This window comes from Ammoniphilus resinae, from assembly GCF_017873965.1.
In the GTDB taxonomy this organism is placed as follows: Bacteria; Bacillota; Bacilli; order Aneurinibacillales; family RAOX-1; genus Ammoniphilus_A; species Ammoniphilus_A resinae.
In genome coordinates this window covers 52,021-70,656 of sequence record NZ_JAGGKT010000018.1, presented here as the reverse complement: position 1 = coordinate 70,656, position 18,636 = coordinate 52,021, and the positions used below count along the sequence as shown (strand labels likewise).

Annotated in this window: 16 protein-coding genes and 1 pseudogene; 12 read left to right on the top strand and 5 right to left on the bottom strand. The window is 44.5% G+C overall.

Going from position 1 to position 18,636, the window contains the following annotated elements; all coding sequences use genetic code 11:
• The 4 genes from J2Z37_RS20995 to J2Z37_RS20980 all read left to right on the top strand — a co-directional run.
• The coding region (locus tag J2Z37_RS20995) for a LacI family DNA-binding transcriptional regulator (protein ID WP_245204046.1) at window positions 1-1,015 on the top strand (1,015 nt) is incomplete at its 5' end.
• Window positions 1,016-1,078: 63 nt separating this feature from the next.
• Window positions 1,079-2,437, top strand: coding sequence for a TrkH family potassium uptake protein (locus tag J2Z37_RS20990; RefSeq protein WP_209812278.1), 1,359 nt, complete (start codon window positions 1,079-1,081; stop codon window positions 2,435-2,437).
• Between the two features lie 24 nt (window positions 2,438-2,461).
• Entirely contained in the window at window positions 2,462-2,848 is a 387-nt protein-coding gene (locus tag J2Z37_RS20985; protein WP_209812277.1) for a hypothetical protein, read from the top strand.
• Between the two features lie 171 nt (window positions 2,849-3,019).
• Window positions 3,020-3,310 (top strand): DUF3817 domain-containing protein, encoded by a 291-nt coding sequence (locus J2Z37_RS20980; protein ID WP_209812276.1) that lies wholly within the window; start codon window positions 3,020-3,022, stop codon window positions 3,308-3,310.
• Between the two features lie 380 nt (window positions 3,311-3,690).
• Here the strand turns inward: J2Z37_RS20980 and J2Z37_RS20975 are convergent, their stop codons facing one another.
• On the bottom strand, window positions 3,691-4,581 hold the full coding sequence (locus tag J2Z37_RS20975; protein ID WP_209812275.1) for an EamA family transporter: 891 nt from the start codon (window positions 4,579-4,581) through the stop codon (window positions 3,691-3,693).
• Window positions 4,582-4,790: 209 nt separating this feature from the next.
• Here J2Z37_RS20975 and J2Z37_RS20970 point away from each other — a divergent pair, with 209 nt between their 5' ends.
• Window positions 4,791-6,032, top strand: coding sequence for a multidrug effflux MFS transporter (locus J2Z37_RS20970; protein ID WP_209812274.1), 1,242 nt, complete (start codon window positions 4,791-4,793; stop codon window positions 6,030-6,032).
• On the opposite strand, the gene J2Z37_RS20965 is transcribed toward J2Z37_RS20970, so the two are convergent.
• The gene (locus tag J2Z37_RS20965) at window positions 6,029-7,297 is read right to left on the bottom strand and encodes an erythromycin esterase family protein (RefSeq protein ID WP_209812282.1); all 1,269 of its coding nucleotides are present in this window, start codon (window positions 7,295-7,297) and stop codon (window positions 6,029-6,031) included. The two genes, J2Z37_RS20970 and J2Z37_RS20965, sit on opposite strands and share 4 nt — an antisense overlap.
• 256 nt (window positions 7,298-7,553) lie before the next feature.
• Between J2Z37_RS20965 and J2Z37_RS20960 the strand changes: the two genes are divergently transcribed.
• Window positions 7,554-8,282 carry a YebC/PmpR family DNA-binding transcriptional regulator gene (locus J2Z37_RS20960; RefSeq protein WP_209812273.1) on the top strand — a complete coding sequence of 243 codons (729 nt, stop codon included), beginning with the start codon at window positions 7,554-7,556 and terminating at the stop codon, window positions 8,280-8,282.
• 42 nt (window positions 8,283-8,324) lie between these two features.
• Here J2Z37_RS20960 and J2Z37_RS20955 read toward each other — a convergent pair whose 3' ends face one another.
• Window positions 8,325-9,260: a cation diffusion facilitator family transporter gene (locus J2Z37_RS20955; RefSeq protein ID WP_209812272.1), complete on the bottom strand. Its 936-nt coding sequence runs from the start codon at window positions 9,258-9,260 to the stop codon at window positions 8,325-8,327.
• 192 nt (window positions 9,261-9,452) lie between these two features.
• Here J2Z37_RS20955 and J2Z37_RS20950 point away from each other — a divergent pair, with 192 nt between their 5' ends.
• The 4 genes from J2Z37_RS20950 to J2Z37_RS20935 all read left to right on the top strand — a co-directional run bounded on the left by J2Z37_RS20950 (window position 9,453) and on the right by J2Z37_RS20935 (window position 14,807).
• Window positions 9,453-10,328, top strand: coding sequence for a UbiA-like polyprenyltransferase (locus J2Z37_RS20950; protein ID WP_209812271.1), 876 nt, complete (start codon window positions 9,453-9,455; stop codon window positions 10,326-10,328).
• A 204-nt stretch (window positions 10,329-10,532) separates the two neighbouring features.
• On the top strand, window positions 10,533-12,659 hold the full coding sequence (locus tag J2Z37_RS20945) for an ATP-dependent Clp protease ATP-binding subunit (RefSeq protein WP_209812270.1): 2,127 nt from the start codon (window positions 10,533-10,535) through the stop codon (window positions 12,657-12,659).
• 273 nt (window positions 12,660-12,932) lie between these two features.
• Window positions 12,933-13,535: a hypothetical protein gene (locus J2Z37_RS20940; RefSeq protein WP_209812269.1), complete on the top strand. Its 603-nt coding sequence runs from the start codon at window positions 12,933-12,935 to the stop codon at window positions 13,533-13,535.
• 210 nt (window positions 13,536-13,745) lie between these two features.
• Window positions 13,746-14,807, top strand: coding sequence for an enoyl-CoA hydratase/isomerase family protein (locus tag J2Z37_RS20935; RefSeq protein ID WP_209812268.1), 1,062 nt, complete (start codon window positions 13,746-13,748; stop codon window positions 14,805-14,807).
• Here the strand turns inward: J2Z37_RS20935 and J2Z37_RS20930 are convergent.
• A complete protein-coding gene (locus tag J2Z37_RS20930; RefSeq protein ID WP_209812267.1) occupies window positions 14,785-15,279 on the bottom strand; it encodes a hypothetical protein in 495 nt (164 codons plus the stop codon). The two genes, J2Z37_RS20935 and J2Z37_RS20930, sit on opposite strands and share 23 nt — an antisense overlap.
• A gap of 128 nt (window positions 15,280-15,407) precedes the next feature.
• Between J2Z37_RS20930 and J2Z37_RS20925 the strand changes: the two are divergent.
• Window positions 15,408-16,162 (top strand): annotated as a pseudogene (locus J2Z37_RS20925) (exodeoxyribonuclease III).
• A 33-nt stretch (window positions 16,163-16,195) separates the two neighbouring features.
• Window positions 16,196-17,542 (top strand): chloride channel protein, encoded by a 1,347-nt coding sequence (locus tag J2Z37_RS20920; protein ID WP_209812266.1) that lies wholly within the window; start codon window positions 16,196-16,198, stop codon window positions 17,540-17,542.
• 196 nt (window positions 17,543-17,738) lie between these two features.
• Here the strand turns inward: J2Z37_RS20920 and J2Z37_RS20915 are convergent, their stop codons facing one another.
• Window positions 17,739-18,581: an EamA family transporter gene (locus J2Z37_RS20915; RefSeq protein WP_209812265.1), complete on the bottom strand. Its 843-nt coding sequence runs from the start codon at window positions 18,579-18,581 to the stop codon at window positions 17,739-17,741.
• Window positions 18,582-18,636 lie beyond the last annotated feature (55 nt).

Sequence of the window (18,636 nt, the reverse complement as noted above, 5' to 3'; positions counted from 1 at the left end):
CCAGTTTCTCCGTGTTGTATCTGCTTATTATACAAAAAAGTACCCCATAGGTAGACTTTTTTTAATGTGTCTACTCTATAGGGTACATTTTATTTCTGACCCGACCAAACAACGGGTGATAGAAGCAGCAAGGAAATTGGGCTATGTTCCCAATCTTTCTGCTCGCCAGCTTCGCAACCGGGAGGATCATCGCCGAATAACCTTGGCGCTTCTTTGGCCGATGGATACCAGGGCTTCTACTATTGTTCGGTTTTTGAATGGGATTCAGGAATACATCATAACTGAAGAAGAGATGGAAATAGAGTTGTTAATTGAACCATATGGAGAGGTGGGGATACAGTCGGTGAAAGGACTGGAGGTCCCGAACCGTTTCAATGGAGCAATTTTGGCTCATACGACGAAGGCTGATGAACAATTAATGGATGGTTTTTCTCCCAGTGTCCCCATCGTGCAGTTCCACCGGTATTCTAGTAAGTATTCCTATGTGAACGCGAATAATTTTCAAGCAGGTGAAAAGGTAGCCGAACACTTTATTCAAAATCGCCATGAACGGATTGCCATCCTCTATCCCGAGGTCTCCTCGGAAGCATTGGAGCAACGCTTGGCGGGCATTGTCGGCCGGCTTGAAAAGGATCTGCAAACCGAGTATATTCAAAAAACCTGTACATTTACTGAGAATGGGGGATACCAAGCTGTTCGGGAACTGATAAGGGATGCGTATCATCCCACGGCATTGATCTGCATCAGTGACCACGTGGCCATGGGAGCTTTGTCGGCGCTCCATGATCATGGCATTTCCGTACCAGATCAATGTGAGGTGATGGGGTTTGACAACCAGGAGTTCTCCAAATTTACCATTCCTAAATTATCAACGGTCCATCTTCCTGTAGAGAAGATGGCTAAGCGTGCGACCCAGATTCTTGTGAAAAGCATTCTGAACCCCATGTGTCCGGTCACGCAAGAGGTGTTTGATTTAGAGATCATTCATCGCTCTACTACGAAACAAGGGATTTGATCTGTAGCTTTTCGTTATACATTCTGCTAAAATCATTGGATAATCCGCTATGAAGGTGATCCAATGAAAAAATTGAAAATGAGCCGCCGACTTACTCCTGTACAAATGATTGTCCTTTACTATGTGTTGGCGACACTGCTGTCAACCTTCTTGCTTTGGTTGCCGATTTTTCATCAGCCACATGTGAATTTGTCTTTTATTGATGCCTTATTTACTGCAACCAGTGCAATAAGTGTGACGGGCCTTGGCGTGGTCAGTACAGCAGATACGTTTAATGTTGCAGGGACTCTGGTTTTAGCGGTGATTTTGCAATTTGGCGGTATTGGTATATTGACGCTGGGGACCTTTATCTGGATCGTATTAGGGCGGAAAATTGGTTTGGAAGAACGAAAGTGGATCGCGATTGACCAGAATCGATTATCGATGTCGGGGCTAGTAGCCTTAATGCAGAGAATCTTATATATGTCGCTTGTTATTGAAGCGATTGGAACCCTTTTGTTAGGCTCCTATTTTCTGTACACCAATCGGTTTCCCACCTGGTATGAGGCTTATTATTACGGACTTTTTACAGCTATTAGTGCCTATACGAACGCGGGATTTGACATTTTTGGCAATTCTCTCTATTCCTTTGCCCATGACTATTTTGTACAGACCATAAATATGCTGTTGATGATTGTTGGATCGGTGGGATTCCCTGTACTCCTTGAGGTCAGAGAGTATCTGTATCAAAAAAAGCATTTGAAAAAGAATTACCGATTTTCTCTTTATGCAAAATTAACATCCTTTACTTTTTTTGCACTGATTGTCATTGGGGCGCTGTTATTCCTTCTTTTTGAAAAAAATGCATTCCTCGCGGGGAAAACCTGGCACGAATCTTTATTTTATTCGCTGTTTAATTCGGTTACGACAAGAAATGGTGGACTTGCGACGATGGATGTAGGGGTTTTAACTGTTCCTACATTGCTTATGATGAGTATCCTGATGTTTATTGGGGCATCACCAAGCAGTGTTGGGGGTGGAATCCGGACGACAACCTTTGCTGTCATTGTATTGACAATTCTGGCCTTTGTGCGGGGAAAAAAAGAAGTGAAAATCTTTCATAGGGAGATCCACCCTGAGGATATTTTTAAGTCGTTTGTCGTTTTCTTTGTTGCCATGAGCTTAGTTATGATTTCCGTGATCACGTTAGCAGCTATTGAACCCTTTCCCTTGATGGCCATTATCTTTGAAGCCTTTTCTGCATTTGGAACAACGGGGCTATCCATGGGAATTACACCTGATCTTAGTATTGCGGGGAAATGTATTATTATGGGATTGATGTTCATTGGCAGGATCGGAATCATCAGCTTCTTGTTCTTACTGAAAAAAGAGGAAACAAAAGATGTTTATCATTATCCGAAGGAACGGATTATGATTGGGTAATGATGGGGGAACGTGTGAAAATTAGTGGATTTGCTGCCCCGGAAGTGTGAATGGTGGACAAGCCCACTTTCGGAACAGCGGCTGATTATTGCATATTATTTTGTTGTGCTTGATTCTGCGCTTGGGCCTGTTGTGTTTGCTGGGTTGCTTGCACTTGCTGAGCAGCCTGCTGGGCCTGCCCAGTCGCCTGTTGCGCTTGTTGAATGGCTTGCTGTAACTGCTGTTGCTGCTGGGCGTTGGCTTGTCCAGAGAACTGCGTTTGTGCCTGCTGCAATTGTTGCTGAGCTTGTTGTAATTGCTGTTGCGCTTGTTGGATCTGCTGCGGGTTGGCGCTTGCTTGTGCCTGTGACAAGGATTGTTGGGCTTGCTGTGCCGATTGAATGGCCTGTTGGATTTGTTGTTCTGACATAAAAATACACATCCTTCTAGATTGTTTAGGTTTGTTAAGTTTTGACTCAACAGTCATTATCATGTGAAGAATGTTTAAGGGATATTACAAGATATAAAAATTTCTTTATATGAATCCTCTCACTATTTTCTAACGTATAGGTAGTGGATATAGTTTAAAAGGGAGGAAAAAAGATGTGGAAATCTACCATTGGAATCCTGCGGATGATCGGGATCATTGAAGGGATTTCGTATTTGGTACTGCTTTTTATTGCGATGCCCCTTAAGTATTTTGCTGGGTTGCCAAGCTATGTTTATGTTGTGGGTATGGCTCATGGCGTATTATTCGTGATGTTTTTACTAGCCCTGCTTGTCGTCTGGATTAACCGCAGGTGGTCTTTTCTTCGCGTGGTAGGCGCCTTTATTGCCTCATTGCTTCCTTTTGGTACGTTTGTATTGGATGCACGGTTGAGGAAGGAAATGTAAACGATGGCGTACGTTGACTTCATCTGTAATAAGGGGATAAAATTCACCATTTAGGGCTTTCTCCCTCAGGAGGCCCTTTTTCTGCTTACTGAGTCCCGATTCCCTCCGAGCTGCGACAACTCGAGTAGTTTTTTTTTGGTCCCCCCAGTCTCAAATCCCGCGGAATCGCGACAACTCAAGGAGTTTTTGGGTTCCTCCAGTCTCAAATCCCGCGGAATCGCGACAACTCGAGTAGTTTTTGTGCTCCCCCCTGTCCCAAATCCGGCTGAATCGCGATACCATCTCGGTGTTTGTAAGACGCCAACAGAAAAATTCCCGGTCCTAGTCCGAAATTGGCGCCTGAATTGGGACTGAGCAACAGATTCATGAGACTTTATAACCTAGGCAGCCTTCTCCTTTTCAAGTTTTGAACCGCCAGCATTCCCAACCACAATTCCCGCCAAAATCAATAGAACCCCAATCCATTGGGACAACCCAATGGCCTCCGCCAGAACCACAGCCGACATGGTAACCGCCACGGGCAGTTCAGAGGCACTCAAAATCGTTCCAAGTCCAGCTCCAACATGCGGCATGCCAATGGAGAAGAGCAAGGGCGGCAAAACGACCCCGAATAGTCCGAGAAATAACCCATACGGGGCAATCCCCGATAGAGTAGGGAGATCGAACAGGAACACCGGCGGAAAGACGAGGTAAATGGTGATCATTCCTCCAGAGGCCATCAGGGCACTTTTGAGCAGTGGCGGAGCCTCCCTTCCTACTATACTGCTTAATAGAATAAAACTAGAAAAAGAAAAGGCCGATAGAATTCCCCAAGCCATTCCTTCCCACGATAGCCCAGTAGCTCCATTTGTAAGAAGACCTGCGGCTAGCACAGAACCCACCAGCAATACAGCAATCGAAACGATCTTTCCAAGCGTGGGCTTTTTTCGATAAATTAGCCATTCTAAAAGGGTCCCAATCCACACAAATTGAAATAGAAAGATAATCGCAAGCGATGCGTCTAACGTCTGCAATGATTGATAATATAACATCCCAGTCAACCCCATAGGAATTCCTGAGAGAAGCAGGCGAAACGTTTGCTTTTTGTCGACCCTTTTCTGCTTCGTCAAAAGGACAACCGACCAAATCAGCAAGGTTCCAAGCAAAAATTGGCTTCCCGTCACTTCCTGCATGGAATAGCCTGCAGCATAGGCTAATTTTACAAAAGTAGATAACACGCCAAAGCTGCAACCGCCCAAAAAAACAATCATAGCATAATGCCAAGTTTTCATAGAAATCTCCCTTTCGCACATAAAAAACCACACAATCGCCCTCAGACAATTGTGTGGTGAAATTCGTCTTCAGTATAAGAGTAACCAGGGATCTTGTCAATCCACTTTGGGTGTTTGCAATGGATCCCTCTAGATCTGTTGCGCGCGAGTATTGAAAATGATCTTTTGCTAGACTATTCAGTTTGCGGCTCGATATAATAGGGAAGGTGATGAAAATGAATCAATTAGCTCCATCTCAGGGGCAACGAATAAAATTTGCGATTATCCTTGGTTGCTTGGCAACAATTGGCCCATTATCAATCGATATGTATCTGCCTGCTTTTCCGAATATCGCCGGAGAACTTCAGACAAGTGCTTCCCTGGTCCAGCTAAGTCTTACCTTTTTTGTGTTGGGCTTATCTCTTGGACAATTGATTGTGGGGCCTTTCAGTGATGCTCAAGGACGACGAAAACCGCTGTTAATTGGTCTTACGATCTATGGTGCGGTCTCTCTTCTTTGTGCATTTAGTCCGTCGGTTTGGACCTTGATTGCTTTGCGGTTCGTTCAGGGGTTGGCAGGATCGGCAGGGATTGTCATCTCCAGGGCCATTGTTCGAGACCTTTATAGCGGCTCTGAACTGACCAAGTTCTTTTCTCTGTTGATGTTGGTCAATGGGATTGGTCCCATTGCGGCACCGATTCTGGGTGGACAGTTATTGAAATTTACGTCGTGGCAAGGGGTTTTTCTTGTTCTCGGCTTCGTGGGTATCGTCTTACTTCTAACTGTACTCTTTGGTCTAAAAGAAACCCTGCCAAAGGAGCGTAGGGCCACTGGAGGAGTTGGGCAAACTCTGACTACTTTTCGCAACTTGCTTAAAGACCGGGTTTTCATGGGTTATGCGATATCGCAAGGTCTTGTTTTTGCAGCGATGTTTGCCTATATTTCCGGCTCTTCCTTTGTTTTTCAAAATGTATACGGCGTAACACCGCAGATGTACAGTTTAATTTTTGCACTCAATGGGCTGGGGATTATTATCGCGACCCAAACGACAGGACGGCTTGCAGGGCGGATCGGCGAAGCGAAGTTGCTCGTTAGTGGTCTTAGGCTGTCTGCTTTCGGAGGAATTGTCTTGTTAGTGATGATTCTGACGGGGGCACCGATTGCTGCTGTTCTGCCCCCGTTATTTATCGTCGTATCCAGTGTGGGGATCGTCAATACGTCCGGATTCTCTTTGGCTATGCAAAGTCAGGGGAAATCAGCGGGAAGTGCAGCTGCTTTGCTTGGCGTCACCTCCTTCATTATCGGCGGATTCGTGGCCCCGATTGTGGGTTTAGGAGGGAGCCACACGGCCATTCCGATGGGGATCGTGATTGCCTGCGCAAGTGTCTGCTCGCTGGTTACTTATCGATTCCTAGTTCAATCAAGGAGAAAACAGGCGGCCCTAAACCCGCCAAGTTCTGTCGGACACTAAACTAGAACTTCTTCTAGTACTAGCGGATCCAAGGCCTTTGTTACATCTACATAAATAAAGGCGTCATAGCGCTCTGCCATACGGGAAGGGACGTAATTTCCATAGCGTTCATATCTGGGGTCATAGACAACACCGATTGCTCTATGACCTATTTCTTTTTGGAAAAGGGGAGAGGTCGCGTCATCAAAGAACAGGATCTTATCAAAGGCGCCAGCTCGGTGCATCAGATCTTCCCAACTACCACGGTCGGCTGCAGGGACTTTGACAGATTTCATTGGTGCACCCCAGGCATTTCCGGCAATCACTGTCCCTTGGTGGGTGCCAAATCCGACGGCATACACATTTTTCTGCCCGTTTTGCTCCCGGACTAATTGACCGACATTGACCATCCCTTCCTTTACCATATCGGTTGCCCGGGCGTCTCCAATATGCGTATTATGCTCCCAAATAATCGCTTTCGCCTGATTTCCATGAAAGTCCATCAAAAGCTTTAATGCCTCGACCATATGCTCATCACGGATATTCCATGATTCCGGTCCCCCGCGCACCATGGAGTGGTAATAACGTTCCGCATTTACGGCGACCAAAGAGTTGATCTCAGCACCTAAGGCTTCCTCGTGTTTGTAGTCACCTGAATGTTTTTTGGTCTGCAAGGCATGCAAGAGTTTTACCACTTCATCCTCACAGTCCTGAGAGAAAAAGGCGGCATAAACTCCGTATTGCTGACCCTCTCTTTCATAGGGCTCAAAACAGGAAAAAGCCTTTCTGGCAATTTCTATATCCGCTGATCCGGTTTTCTCTAGGTACTTGACGACTTCTTCCATCGATTCCCAAAGACTGTAAACATCGAGCCCATAAAATCCAACTCGCTCGTCCAAATTTCGCTGCTGATTCCACTCCTTCAACCAATCAAGCAGGGGAATCAGCTCGCGATTCGCCCACATCCAGGTCGGCCACCGTTGAAACGATTGCATCGCTTCCTGAGCATTCTTGTCACTGTCCGGATACCCTTTAATATATTGATTGACGCGAAAACAGGACGGCCAATCGCCTTCCACCGCGATGAAGGAGAACCCCTTTTGCCGAATTAGCCGTTTCGATAATTCAGCGCGCAACGTGTAAAATTCTGAGGTTCCATGGGAAGCTTCTCCCAAAAGAACGTACTGTGCATCTCCGATTGCCTCAACGATCAGGTCAAGACTGTCCATAGTCAAGGGGATCGCAACTTTTTCGATTTCTTTAATCCATTGTGATTGACTCACTATTTCAACCCGCCTTTATATTATGATGGCGATTTTAGTATTTCCCTTGATATCGGAATGAATTTCGGCAACTCTAGAAAATTAAATCTGAATTGGACTGGAGATAATAAATATAGCGGAAAAATTTACCTTTATTGATATACGAATGCAACAAACTCTTAACAAATCAATCAATTCATGTATAATAGGTCTAGTGAAGAAACAAGCCCCAGAGAAGTGGCTGTTTACAATCTTGTTCAAATGAAAGTGAGTGGAACGAATGGGTCGAAAATGGAACAACATTAAGGAAAAAAAGGCGTCGAAAGATAAAAACACCAGCCGCATTTATGCCAAGTTTGGGAAAGAAATTTATGTGGCAGCCAAGCGAGGGGAGCCTGATCCAGAATCCAACCGAGCTTTAAAAGTGGTACTGGAACGCGCGAAAACCTATAATGTTCCAAGAGCCATTATTGACCGTGCCCTGGAAAAGGCAAAAGGCGGTTCGGAAGAAAACTATGATGAACTGCGTTATGAAGGATTTGGACCAAATGGTTCGATGCTCATTGTCGATGCTTTAACTAATAATGTGAATCGGACAGCTGCTGAAGTTCGCGCGGCGTTTAACAAAAATGGCGGGAACATGGGTGTTACCGGATCGGTTTCTTACATGTTTGATCATACAGCAGTCTTCGGAATGGAAGGGAAGTCCGTAGACGAAGTGTTTGAATTGTTATTGGAAAACGACATCGATGTTCGTGATATCGTAGAAGAAGAGGATGGATCGGTCTTTGTTTATGCAGACCCTGAAAATTTCCATACTGTACAGGAAACGTTGAAAAATGCTGGAATCACCGAATTTACAGTAGCCGAGCTAACCATGCTAGCGCAAAATGAAATCACTCTTCCAGAAGATGCTGCGGCACAGTTTGAAAAGCTGATTGACGTGTTGGAAGATCTCGAAGATGTGCAGCAGGTATACCATAACGTTGATTTTGGTGAAGGTGAATAAGATTAAGAAAAAAGCGCCAGTTATTCTGGCGCTTTCCCATGTTTAAAGCTGTTCTACTAAAAAATTCTCGCCATACTGCCCATGTTCATTAATTGCTGGGTGCTCAATTTGAATCGTGATATGCTCTAAATCGTATTTATCTTTTAGCATCTCCGTGATCGTGGACACGACTCGAAAGGATTGCTGACCTTCGCGAATAAAGACGTGTGCAGTCAAGGAAAAGTGATTGGTTGTGACCGCCCATAGATGCATTTCGTGAACATCTTCGACCCCATCTACCAGATGGATGTCTTCGCGGATCACGTCCAAATCGAACCTTTCGGGGACAGATTCCATTAGGATCAAGTAAGATTCACGTGTGATCTTCGCTCCTCCGGTAAAGATGATGCCACCGATGACCATACTGATAATCGGGTCCATAATTGTCCAACCGGTGAAGTGAATTAAGATGGCAGAGACGATAATCCCAATAGAACTGAAGAGGTCTCCCAAAAAGTGCCAAAGTGCACTTTTGATATTTAGATTTTCTTCTTCTTTTGTGCTGCGGCTGAGGACGATCGTCAACACAATGTTAACGATTAAACCAATAGTGGCAATGCCCAACATTAATGGCAGGTCAACTTCCCTTGGCTGAATGATCCGTTTGATCCCTTCAATGAAGATTCCGATGGCAATCACGGCAAGTGCAAGCCCATTAATAAAAGAAGCGATAATTTCAAATCGTAGGAAGCCAAACGTGTATCGATTATTTGGATTTCGTGTCGCCATATAGATTGCCGTCATGCTTAAACCTAAAGCAAGTACATCGGATATCATATGTGCCGAATCAGAGAGCAAGGCAAGAGAGTTGGATAGTATTCCTCCAACAATCTCGACCAGGGTAAAAAACAAGGTCAGAAGTAAGGTTACCCATAGGGTTTTCTTTGATTTAGATTGTTCCTTGGCATGGTTCAAATGATGAAAATCATAATTATCCAAACTATAAATCCCCTTTATTTAAAATTATTATAATTAGGATTATACTCCATAGAACAAGTCCAGGTCAATCTAATTGAGAAAATTTTTATTCTAATTGAGAATGGGAATCCTCATCAGTAAGATGTAGGTGAAAAAAACCTGCTTTTTAGGTTAGTATAGTCAAAGGACAAGTAAAACAGAGGTGGAAAATTGATGAATGCTGTGATGAAATTTGGGCGGTTGGTGAAATTTGAACACACTATTTTCGCCTTGCCTTATGCCTATCTAGGAATGATTTTAGCAAGTTATGAAATGAATGAAAGCCTACCGTCCTTTTGGGTATTCTTCTGGGTAACGCTAGCCATGGCAGGTGCCCGCAGTGCAGCCATGACGCTCAACCGCTTAATCGATCGGGCAATTGACGCCCGCAATCCCCGGACGAAGAACCGGGAAATCCCTGCAGGGGTCGTTTCAGTGAAAGAGGCGGTCGTTTTTGCCGTCCTTTCTTTAGCGGTGCTAATGGTTTCTGCGTGGATGTTAAATGAATTGTGTTTTATCTTATTGCCAATTGCTATGCTGTTCTTAGTGGGATATTCCTATGCCAAGCGGTTCACCTGGACCTGTCATTTTATTTTAGGTATTACGGATGCCTTGGCAGCTGTGGGGGGATGGATTGCGGTCACCGGAGAATTTCACCCGGCAGCGTGGATTTTAGGGGCAATTGTTGCGGTCTGGATTGCAGGTTTTGACATCATTTACGCATGTCAAGATACGAAATTTGACCAAGAGAATGGACTGCATTCCGTTCCCGCTCGGTTCGGAATCCGAAATGCCTTACAGATGGCCAAAGTGCTTCATATTTTAACGATTCTTTTGTTTGTGAGCTTGCCGCTGTTTATTGATTTGGGTTGGTTGTATTATCTTGGTGTCGTGGTAATTGCCGTCCTGCTTATAATGGAGCATCGACTAGTGAGACCTGACGATATGTCAAAGATCGATGTAGCCTTTTTTACGATAAACAGTTATATCGCTTCCGTTGCGTTTGTTTTCACTTTTGCCAATGTGTTGATGAATATCTATATTTCCTGATGGACTTAAACCCGATGTTGATCGGGTTTTTTGTTTGAGAAAATTTTTTGCCGGCTTTTTTATTTGGTCAAAAAAGATCAAGAAAGCACTTGAAAGTCAGAAAAGGTCAGAGTATAATATCGGTATAAGGTCAAAGATAATCAAAGTCAGACTTTGATCAAAAGACCAACTACGAACCAAAAAATGAGAAGGAGGAAACAAATTATGTTATGCCAACAATGTCATCAAAATCCTGCAACGATTCACATGAACATTCAGTTGAACAACCAGGTGAAGAAACTAAACATTTGTCAAAGCTGCATGGCGAAAATGCGTAAACAATACGGGACCGGAAGCTCTTTATTTGGCCAGTTGCCATTGATGAATGATTGGCTCCAAAGCATCAACAGCCAGATGTCCATGAAACCGACGAGTTACGCACAAGTAGCAGAAGTTCCAGATCAAGGCAGTGAGCTATTGGACGGACTAGGACGGAATCTAAACCAAGCAGCAAAAGCGGGAAAAATCGATCCAGTTATTGGTCGGGATCAAGAGGTTGAGCGTGTCATTGAAATCTTGAACCGCCGCAACAAAAATAATCCTGTCCTGATCGGGGAACCAGGGGTTGGAAAAACAGCGATTGCCGAAGGGTTGGCACTTAAAATCGTGAATGGTGAAGTTCCTGCCAAACTTCTAGGCAAAACCGTCTACACTCTGGATGTTTCATCTTTGGTTGCGGGCACCGGAATCCGCGGTCAATTCGAAGAAAAAATGCAGCAATTGATTCAAGAGTTGCAGAACAGCGAAGATGTCATCTTATTTATCGATGAACTCCATCTTCTCGTCGGTGCAGGTTCTGCCGAAGGATCCATGGATGCCGGAAACATCTTGAAACCTGCGCTTGCCCGTGGTGATCTGCAAGTAATCGGAGCAACAACGATGAAGGAATACCGTAAAATTGAAAGGGATGCGGCCCTTGAAAGACGTTTCCAGCCGGTCATTGTGAAGGAGCCCACAGCGGATGAAACGTTTGAAATCCTCAAAGGAATCCGTGAGAAATATGAGCAATACCATGGCGTCCAATTTTCCGATGAGGTCTTGCAAGCTTGTGTGCAATTATCCCATCGCTACATTCAGGACCGCTTCTTGCCTGACAAAGCGATTGACCTGCTGGATGAAGCGGGATCAAAAGCAAATCTTCGTGGGGTAAGCCAGGATGCCAGCGCGCTTACAGCTGAATTGGCAAAATTGACCTTAGAAAAACAAGAAGCAACACAAAAAGAGGACTATGAACGGGCCGCAAAACTTCGTGATCGTGAAAACGAACTGCAAAATCAATTGGCAGAAAAACAAGGCGATGCGAAAGCGGCGGTGACCGTAGAAGACATTCAAACGATTGTAGAGAAAAAGACAGGCATTCCTGTCCGCAAACTACAGCAGGATGAACAACAACGGATGAAAGATCTTGCATCCAACTTAGGGGCAAAAGTGATCGGACAACCGGAAGCAGTGGAAAAAGTGGCAAAAGCGATCCGTCGTAGTCGTGCTGGGCTCAAACCCAAAAACAGACCAATAGCTTCCTTCCTATTTGTCGGTCCAACTGGGGTAGGGAAAACCGAATTGACCAAATGTTTGGCTGAAGAGTTGTTCGGAAGTAAAGATGCGATGATTCGCCTTGACATGAGTGAATTTATGGAGAAACACTCCGTATCCAAGCTGATTGGTTCCCCTCCCGGTTATGTGGGCCATGAGGAAGCAGGTCAGTTGACCGAAAAAGTCCGCCGTAATCCATACAGCTTGATTCTATTGGATGAGATTGAAAAAGCCCATCCAGATGTGCAGAATATGTTTCTGCAAATCCTTGAGGATGGCCGTTTAACTGATAGTCAGGGACGCACCGTCAACTTTAAGGATACCGTGATTATTATGACCAGTAACGCCGGTAGCACTGATAAGAAAATCACGGTCGGATTTGGCAACGAAGAACAGGAAACACCAACATTCATTAGTGCCCTAGGCGCATATTTCAGACCAGAGTTCTTGAACCGTCTTGATGCGATCATTCCATTCCACCACTTACAGGAAGAACATCTTGTGAAAATTGTGGATCTACTGATGAAAGATGTGGTTTCCAGTATGGCGGAACAAGGAATTGAGCTGTCGATGACAGATGCTGCAAAAGCCAAATTGGCCGCACTCGGATACGACCCTGCTTTTGGCGCTAGACCGTTGCGTCGGGTAATCCAGGATCAAGTGGAAGACCAGATTGCCGATCTTTTAATGGAAGAAGAAGCCGTGAAAAACGTGAAAATTGATGTAGCAGAGGATCGAATTGCTGTGGTATCACATTAAACTTTGGGGATACCACAAGAATCACATGAATTACAAAAGAAGGACATCACGTTGTTGATGATCCTTCTTTATTTTTGACTTTTCGAATTCTTTTAAAACTAAAACTTCCAACGTTATTGGACCAGTTTTCTCTGTTTTCAAGCTGGATATAGATCATCATTTACCTTCTGTTCCTTAAATTGTGCATTTATCTTAATAGTATGGTCCATACATTACAAGATACAAATCATAGACTAATTGGGAACCTAATCTTAATCAAAGGAGGTGAAATACATGGGGATTCGCCATAACCTGAATTGTGATACAGATAGTGTTAGCGCCTGCGGTCTTAGTGTAGACGGCTCTACTCATCAGCTCCTCAAGACAGATAATAATCGTGTTTTAGCAACCCTTCCCAGTGCCAGTACACATTCTCAGATAGGACAGCTATTTTCAACTGTCATAAATGTTAACACTAATTTTAACGAAGTTTCACAAATTCTTTTTTCTAATACATCAAGTAAAACCATGTATCTGGATAAAATAATGTGTAGTTCTGTAGTAGTACCCGAGAATACACCCCGTAATTATGTCTCTAGTGTGATTGTCACGATAATTAAAAACGTCACCATAGAAGCTCTGGGAACACCATTATCTGCAACCAATCTTAATACCGCATTTCCTGATACAGCTTCCGTTACAGTCACTCAAAACCCAAATGCTCTAAGTGGAACTGTCATATTCGGCATAAGACCACTGGGTGAATATGCATCTATAGATTTCGACGGACGAATGATTGTACCCCCTAATTCAAATATTATAGTACAACTACTTTTCAGTCTTCCCATCGTAGTAAACGTAGACTTCTGGGCAACAATAACTTGGTATGAACTGTAATTTAATTTATTGAATGTGAGGATTGCATATAAATTGCAGTCCTTTTTTGTGCTGTTCACCAAGTGTCATATGGGTTACGTTCTCTTTCTATAGTTAAACAAGAAAACTTTCACTTTATGAAAGTTTTTGATTGAATTAACTGACTCCTTTGAATTGTGGTATGATAAAAGTAAAAGCATGGACAACAGTTAGAAAAGGGAGGATGAAGACATGCAGGAAGTATTGTTTTCAGTGGATAATGGGGTAGGGTGGATCAAGTTAAACCGCCCGCGTGCGATTAATGCTTTGACACTCGACATGGTAGAGGCAATTGGAAAGCAGCTGCAGCAATGGAAAGAGGACGAGCAGGTGGCTCTGATTTGTCTGTATGGTGAAGGGGAGAAAGGGCTGTGTGCGGGAGGAGACATGCGTTCTTTATATGAGAAAAAGGGCACCCACCCGGAAGAATCTGCATTGCCTTTCTTTTTGACGGAGTACCAAATGGATCTTGATCTTGATCGTTATCCAAAACCGGTCATGGCCTATATGACAGGGATTGTGATGGGTGGCGGAGTAGGGATTTCGATCGGCTGCAGCCACCGGATTGTGACGGAGACAACAAAATGGGCGATGCCGGAGATGAATATCGGGTTTTTCCCTGATGTCGGCGCGAGCTATTTTTTTAATCAAATGAAGGGAAGTACCGGAAAATATTTGGCTCTTACTTCGGAAATGATTCAGGGAGCCGATGCGATTTATCTCGGTGCCGCTGATCGATACATAAAAAGTGAGCGTTGGGAAGAATTGAAAGGGGCGATCCAGGCAACGGATTGGTCCAAAGGATCTGCTGAGGAAAAATTAGATCGACTGTTGGATCGTTTCTTTGTTGCATCGCCTTCTTCTGCCATTGCAAGATTCCAAAACAAAATCGACCAGCATTTTTCGCTGGATACGGTTGAACAGATTTTGGCTTCCTTGGATGAAGCGGGGGATGAATGGGCGGCGCATTCGGCACAGGTTATTCGTGCGAAATCTCCAACTTCTTTAAAAGTCGCCCTTCGCCAAATTCAAGAGGGGAAGGGGAAGACCCTACAAGAATGCTTAGAAATGGAACTAATGCTTGTCATGCACTTCATGCAAAGTCATGATTTCTACGAAGGCGTAAGAGCGGTACTAATCGATAAAGACCGTAATCCGAAATGGCAACCAGATACCCTGGAACTCGTGACAAAAGACGTCGTGGATGCTTATTTCCAATATGACTGGAGGGCTACTCCGGAATTTCGACTGTAGCGGCACCCTTTGCTTCTTTCCAAATTTCCAGGGAAGGCCGGGGATCCGCCTCCACTTCCTCAAACGAACGGGGATGTTTTTCACACCAGTGGACGTACTGGGTGAACTCTTTTACCGTTAGACCGTTTTCCGCGGCTAATGCGTGGACAAGCTCATCCCACCTTTTTCGGTCTATCAAGGGCTGGATCTCTTTGCGATTAATCCAGCGAAAAGGGTTATGCGATGACTTCAATTTATTAAGTTCACGACCAAGTGGGTAAAGGTTTCCCTTCACATCGCCTCCATGCCCCCAAATGAGAGGAATGAAATGATCGACCGTGGCTATGGTCGATCTTTTTTTCGAAATCACGCAAGGTTGGCAGGCAAGAGCTTCCCATTCCTGGTCTGTAATATTTTTCGGTAGGGCTTTCCGAATCTGTTTTCGTAGATTTTTCATGGGATGGGATTCTTCCTTCTTTGTATTAATGTACATTTGGATCGTCGGCCCGATTCCCCCTTGAAAAAGGGCCTTTTATAAAAAATAACGGATCCACGTTCCGCCCACTATGTTAAAATAAATCTGTTGAACTTTTTTAGCCTAAAGGAGAGTACTGCTTTACTATGAAACTTGTATCATGGAATGTCAATGGAATCCGGGCCTGTGTCAAGAAGGGCTTTTTGGATTATTTTAAGGAAATCGATGCCGACTTATTCTGTGTTCAGGAGACGAAGCTTCAAGAAGGGCAGATCGAACTGGAATTAGAGGGATATGATCAATATTGGAATTACGCAGTGAAGAAGGGATACTCAGGGACAGCGATATTTACAAAGACAAAGCCCCTTTCGGTCAACTATGGGATCGGTGTAGAAGAGTTTGATGCTGAGGGAAGACTGATCACGCTAGAATTTCAAGATTTTTATATGGTGACGTCGTATACACCGAATGCGCAAAGGGATCTGGCACGGCTGGACTATCGCTTGCGTTGGGAGGAGTTATTCCGGGGGTATCTGCAGGGACTAGACGCCCAAAAACCGGTGATTCTCTGCGGCGATCTAAACGTCGCGCATCAAGAGGTTGATCTGAGAAACCCGAAAAACAATCGTGGAAACTCAGGTTTTACAGACGAGGAGCGGGGGAAGATGACCGATTTGCTCCGAGCTGGTTTTGTAGATAGCTTTCGTTATATGTATCCAGATCAGGAGGGAGCTTACACTTGGTGGTCTTATATGGCAAAGGTCAGGGAAAGGAATATTGGCTGGCGTATTGACTATTTTATTGTTTCTGAGCGGTGGAAGGACAAAATTAAGGACGCCCGAATCGATTCGGTGGTCATATGGGCAGTGATCATTGTCCTATCGTTCTGGAAATAGAGTAGTCGGGTGAAACCCGTTTTAAAGGAGTGGTAACGGTGTCGCGTGTCAACTACGGGGAACCATTGGTGATGCTAGCAGCTTTGATCCGGTGGTTTTTCTTGGCTTCAATTACGGGTGTGATCGTTGGGGTTGGAACGAGTCTATTTTTGTTAGGATTAAATTATTTATCGGAACAAACAGCAGGGGTATCCCTTGGGGTGCAGATGCTTCTTTTGCCGTTGGCTGGTTTATTGAATGGGCTGATCCTTTATTACGGATATGAAAAAGTGAAAAACCGCGAAAATGACTCGGTGATTACCGCTGTGCACGAAAGATTTGGCAGAATGCCGTTGAAAACGGGGATTGTTAAGCCCATCGCTGCCATCCTCACCCTTTCTTTTGGGGGATCGGCCGGGAAAGAGGGACCGAGTGCGCATATCGGGGGAACGCTTGCGTCTTGGTTTGCGCGCCTGATTCGATTGCAGCCGGAGACGCAAAAAGTGCTTGTGACCTGCGGGATTAGTGCTGGATTTTCCAGTGTTTTTGGCACCCCTTTAGCGGGAACGATTTACGGGATTGAAGTTTTGACGATCGGCCAGTTGCGCCATGATGTGCTTTTTCCATCACTAGTTGCAGGGGTAACATCGTATCAGGTCAGCCGCTGGTTTGGCATCCCTTATTCCTATTATCGTTATCAGCACGAGGTGCCCCATTTGGAAGATTTGTTTCTGAAGATGATTATAATCGGGATCTTCTGTGGACTAGCTTCCTGGTTATTAATTGAGATGTTAGAGCGGACCCGAACACTCTTTCAATCTATACAGCAGCGTTTTCATATTTGGAAACCTGCGATGCCTCTTTTTGGAGGGATCGTTCTTTCTAGTTTACTTTTGTTTTTGCCGACAGACTACCTTGGATTAAGCCTTCCATTGATGGGTCAAGCCTTGGCAGGGGAGCAGGTGGATTTTTTCACCTTCTTTTGGAAAGCTCTCTTTGTCGCGATCACCTTGGGCTCGGGTTTTTATGGGGGAATCGGGACGCCGCAGTTTGTCATTGGGGCCACTGCCGGGAACGTCATTGCTCGAATGTTAGATCTTGATCCTGTTTTAGGTGCTGCTGTGGGGATGATGGCCGTGCTTGCAGCTTGTTCCAATACACCAGTGGCAGCGATCGTCATGGGATTTGAACTGTTCGGCAGTTCAATTGGTATGTACCTCGTAACGGCATGTGTGACCGCCTATTATATCGTGGGCCATCGGAGTGTCTACCCTGATCAACGGGTGATTTTTCCGAAAACCAGGTGGATGTATTTGGAAAGCGGGGTTTCTCTCGAACGGGAGGATATTCATATTTCCTATCGTCTACTCAGACAAATCAAGCGGTGGCGCCGTGGGCCGCACTAATAGAGGAAGATTTTATACCTATTATCAAATTGAGGGTTATTTTGGGTAAAATAAGAGGAGTTTTTACACTTAAAGCATGGGAAATTCTAAGATTTCCTTGGTTTTTAACTCATTAGGTGGAATTGCTCCCCCTATTTCAGCCATTATTATCCTCTATTTTAAAATTAAGGGGAATTCCTCTACCTATTTTTCTGATTCAGGCTCTAATAAAAATTAAACCAAGCAATAGAAAAAAGAGAGCAACCTTCTGAAGCTGATTCAATCTTTCCTTATATAATAGAATGGATCCAAATACCATCACTAGGCTGTTCGTTGCAAAGATTGGAATAACTACATTCGCTTTTCCAATCGCCAGGGCAAACGCATACAGCTGCAGTCCACCATATGAAAAAAGTCCAGCAATTGCCCCCCATTTCAAACCGACGCGAATGGATTCAGTGGATTCTTTCGCTTTCCAGGCTGTCCATCCAAACCAGATGCAAGATAGCAAATAAGAGAGAAAAAGAATTTGTGTATTCGCCATTCCCATTTCTTCCGTAACCTTTAACCCGCCATTGCGAACGGCAAATAAGAGAATGACACAAACGATCAGCAAGTACCATTTCTTTTCCTTGATTGTAATCGGTTCTTTGCGGACGGAAATCAGAACAATCGAGATGAAGATGAAGGTGATTGCGATGAGCTCCATCAGGCTGAGTGGCTCCTTATAATACCAGGTAGAAACGAGCACGATCAGCACGACATACATATTCATTAATGGCGAAGAAAGGCTTGCCGGCCCGTACTCAAGAACCTTCATAAAAAGGAGGTTTCCTCCTGCTGACCCAAGCCCAATCAATAGGCCTGCCAGCCACAAGGACCAGTCGTTCAAAATCATGTTTCCTTCAAATAGACTGTTCACGTAAAATCCCAACGCCCCAGTTAGGTATAATCCAAACAGCAAATGCTGCAGAGAACCTTTTGCCATTTGCGACACTTTCATCAGAAAGCCCGTTGCTCCAAAGACAACGGCACTTAAGACAGCGATCATAAACCACATACTCTTTACCCCTTTGAAATAGAAGAAGGCGCCCCAAGGATCTCTGGGATCACCT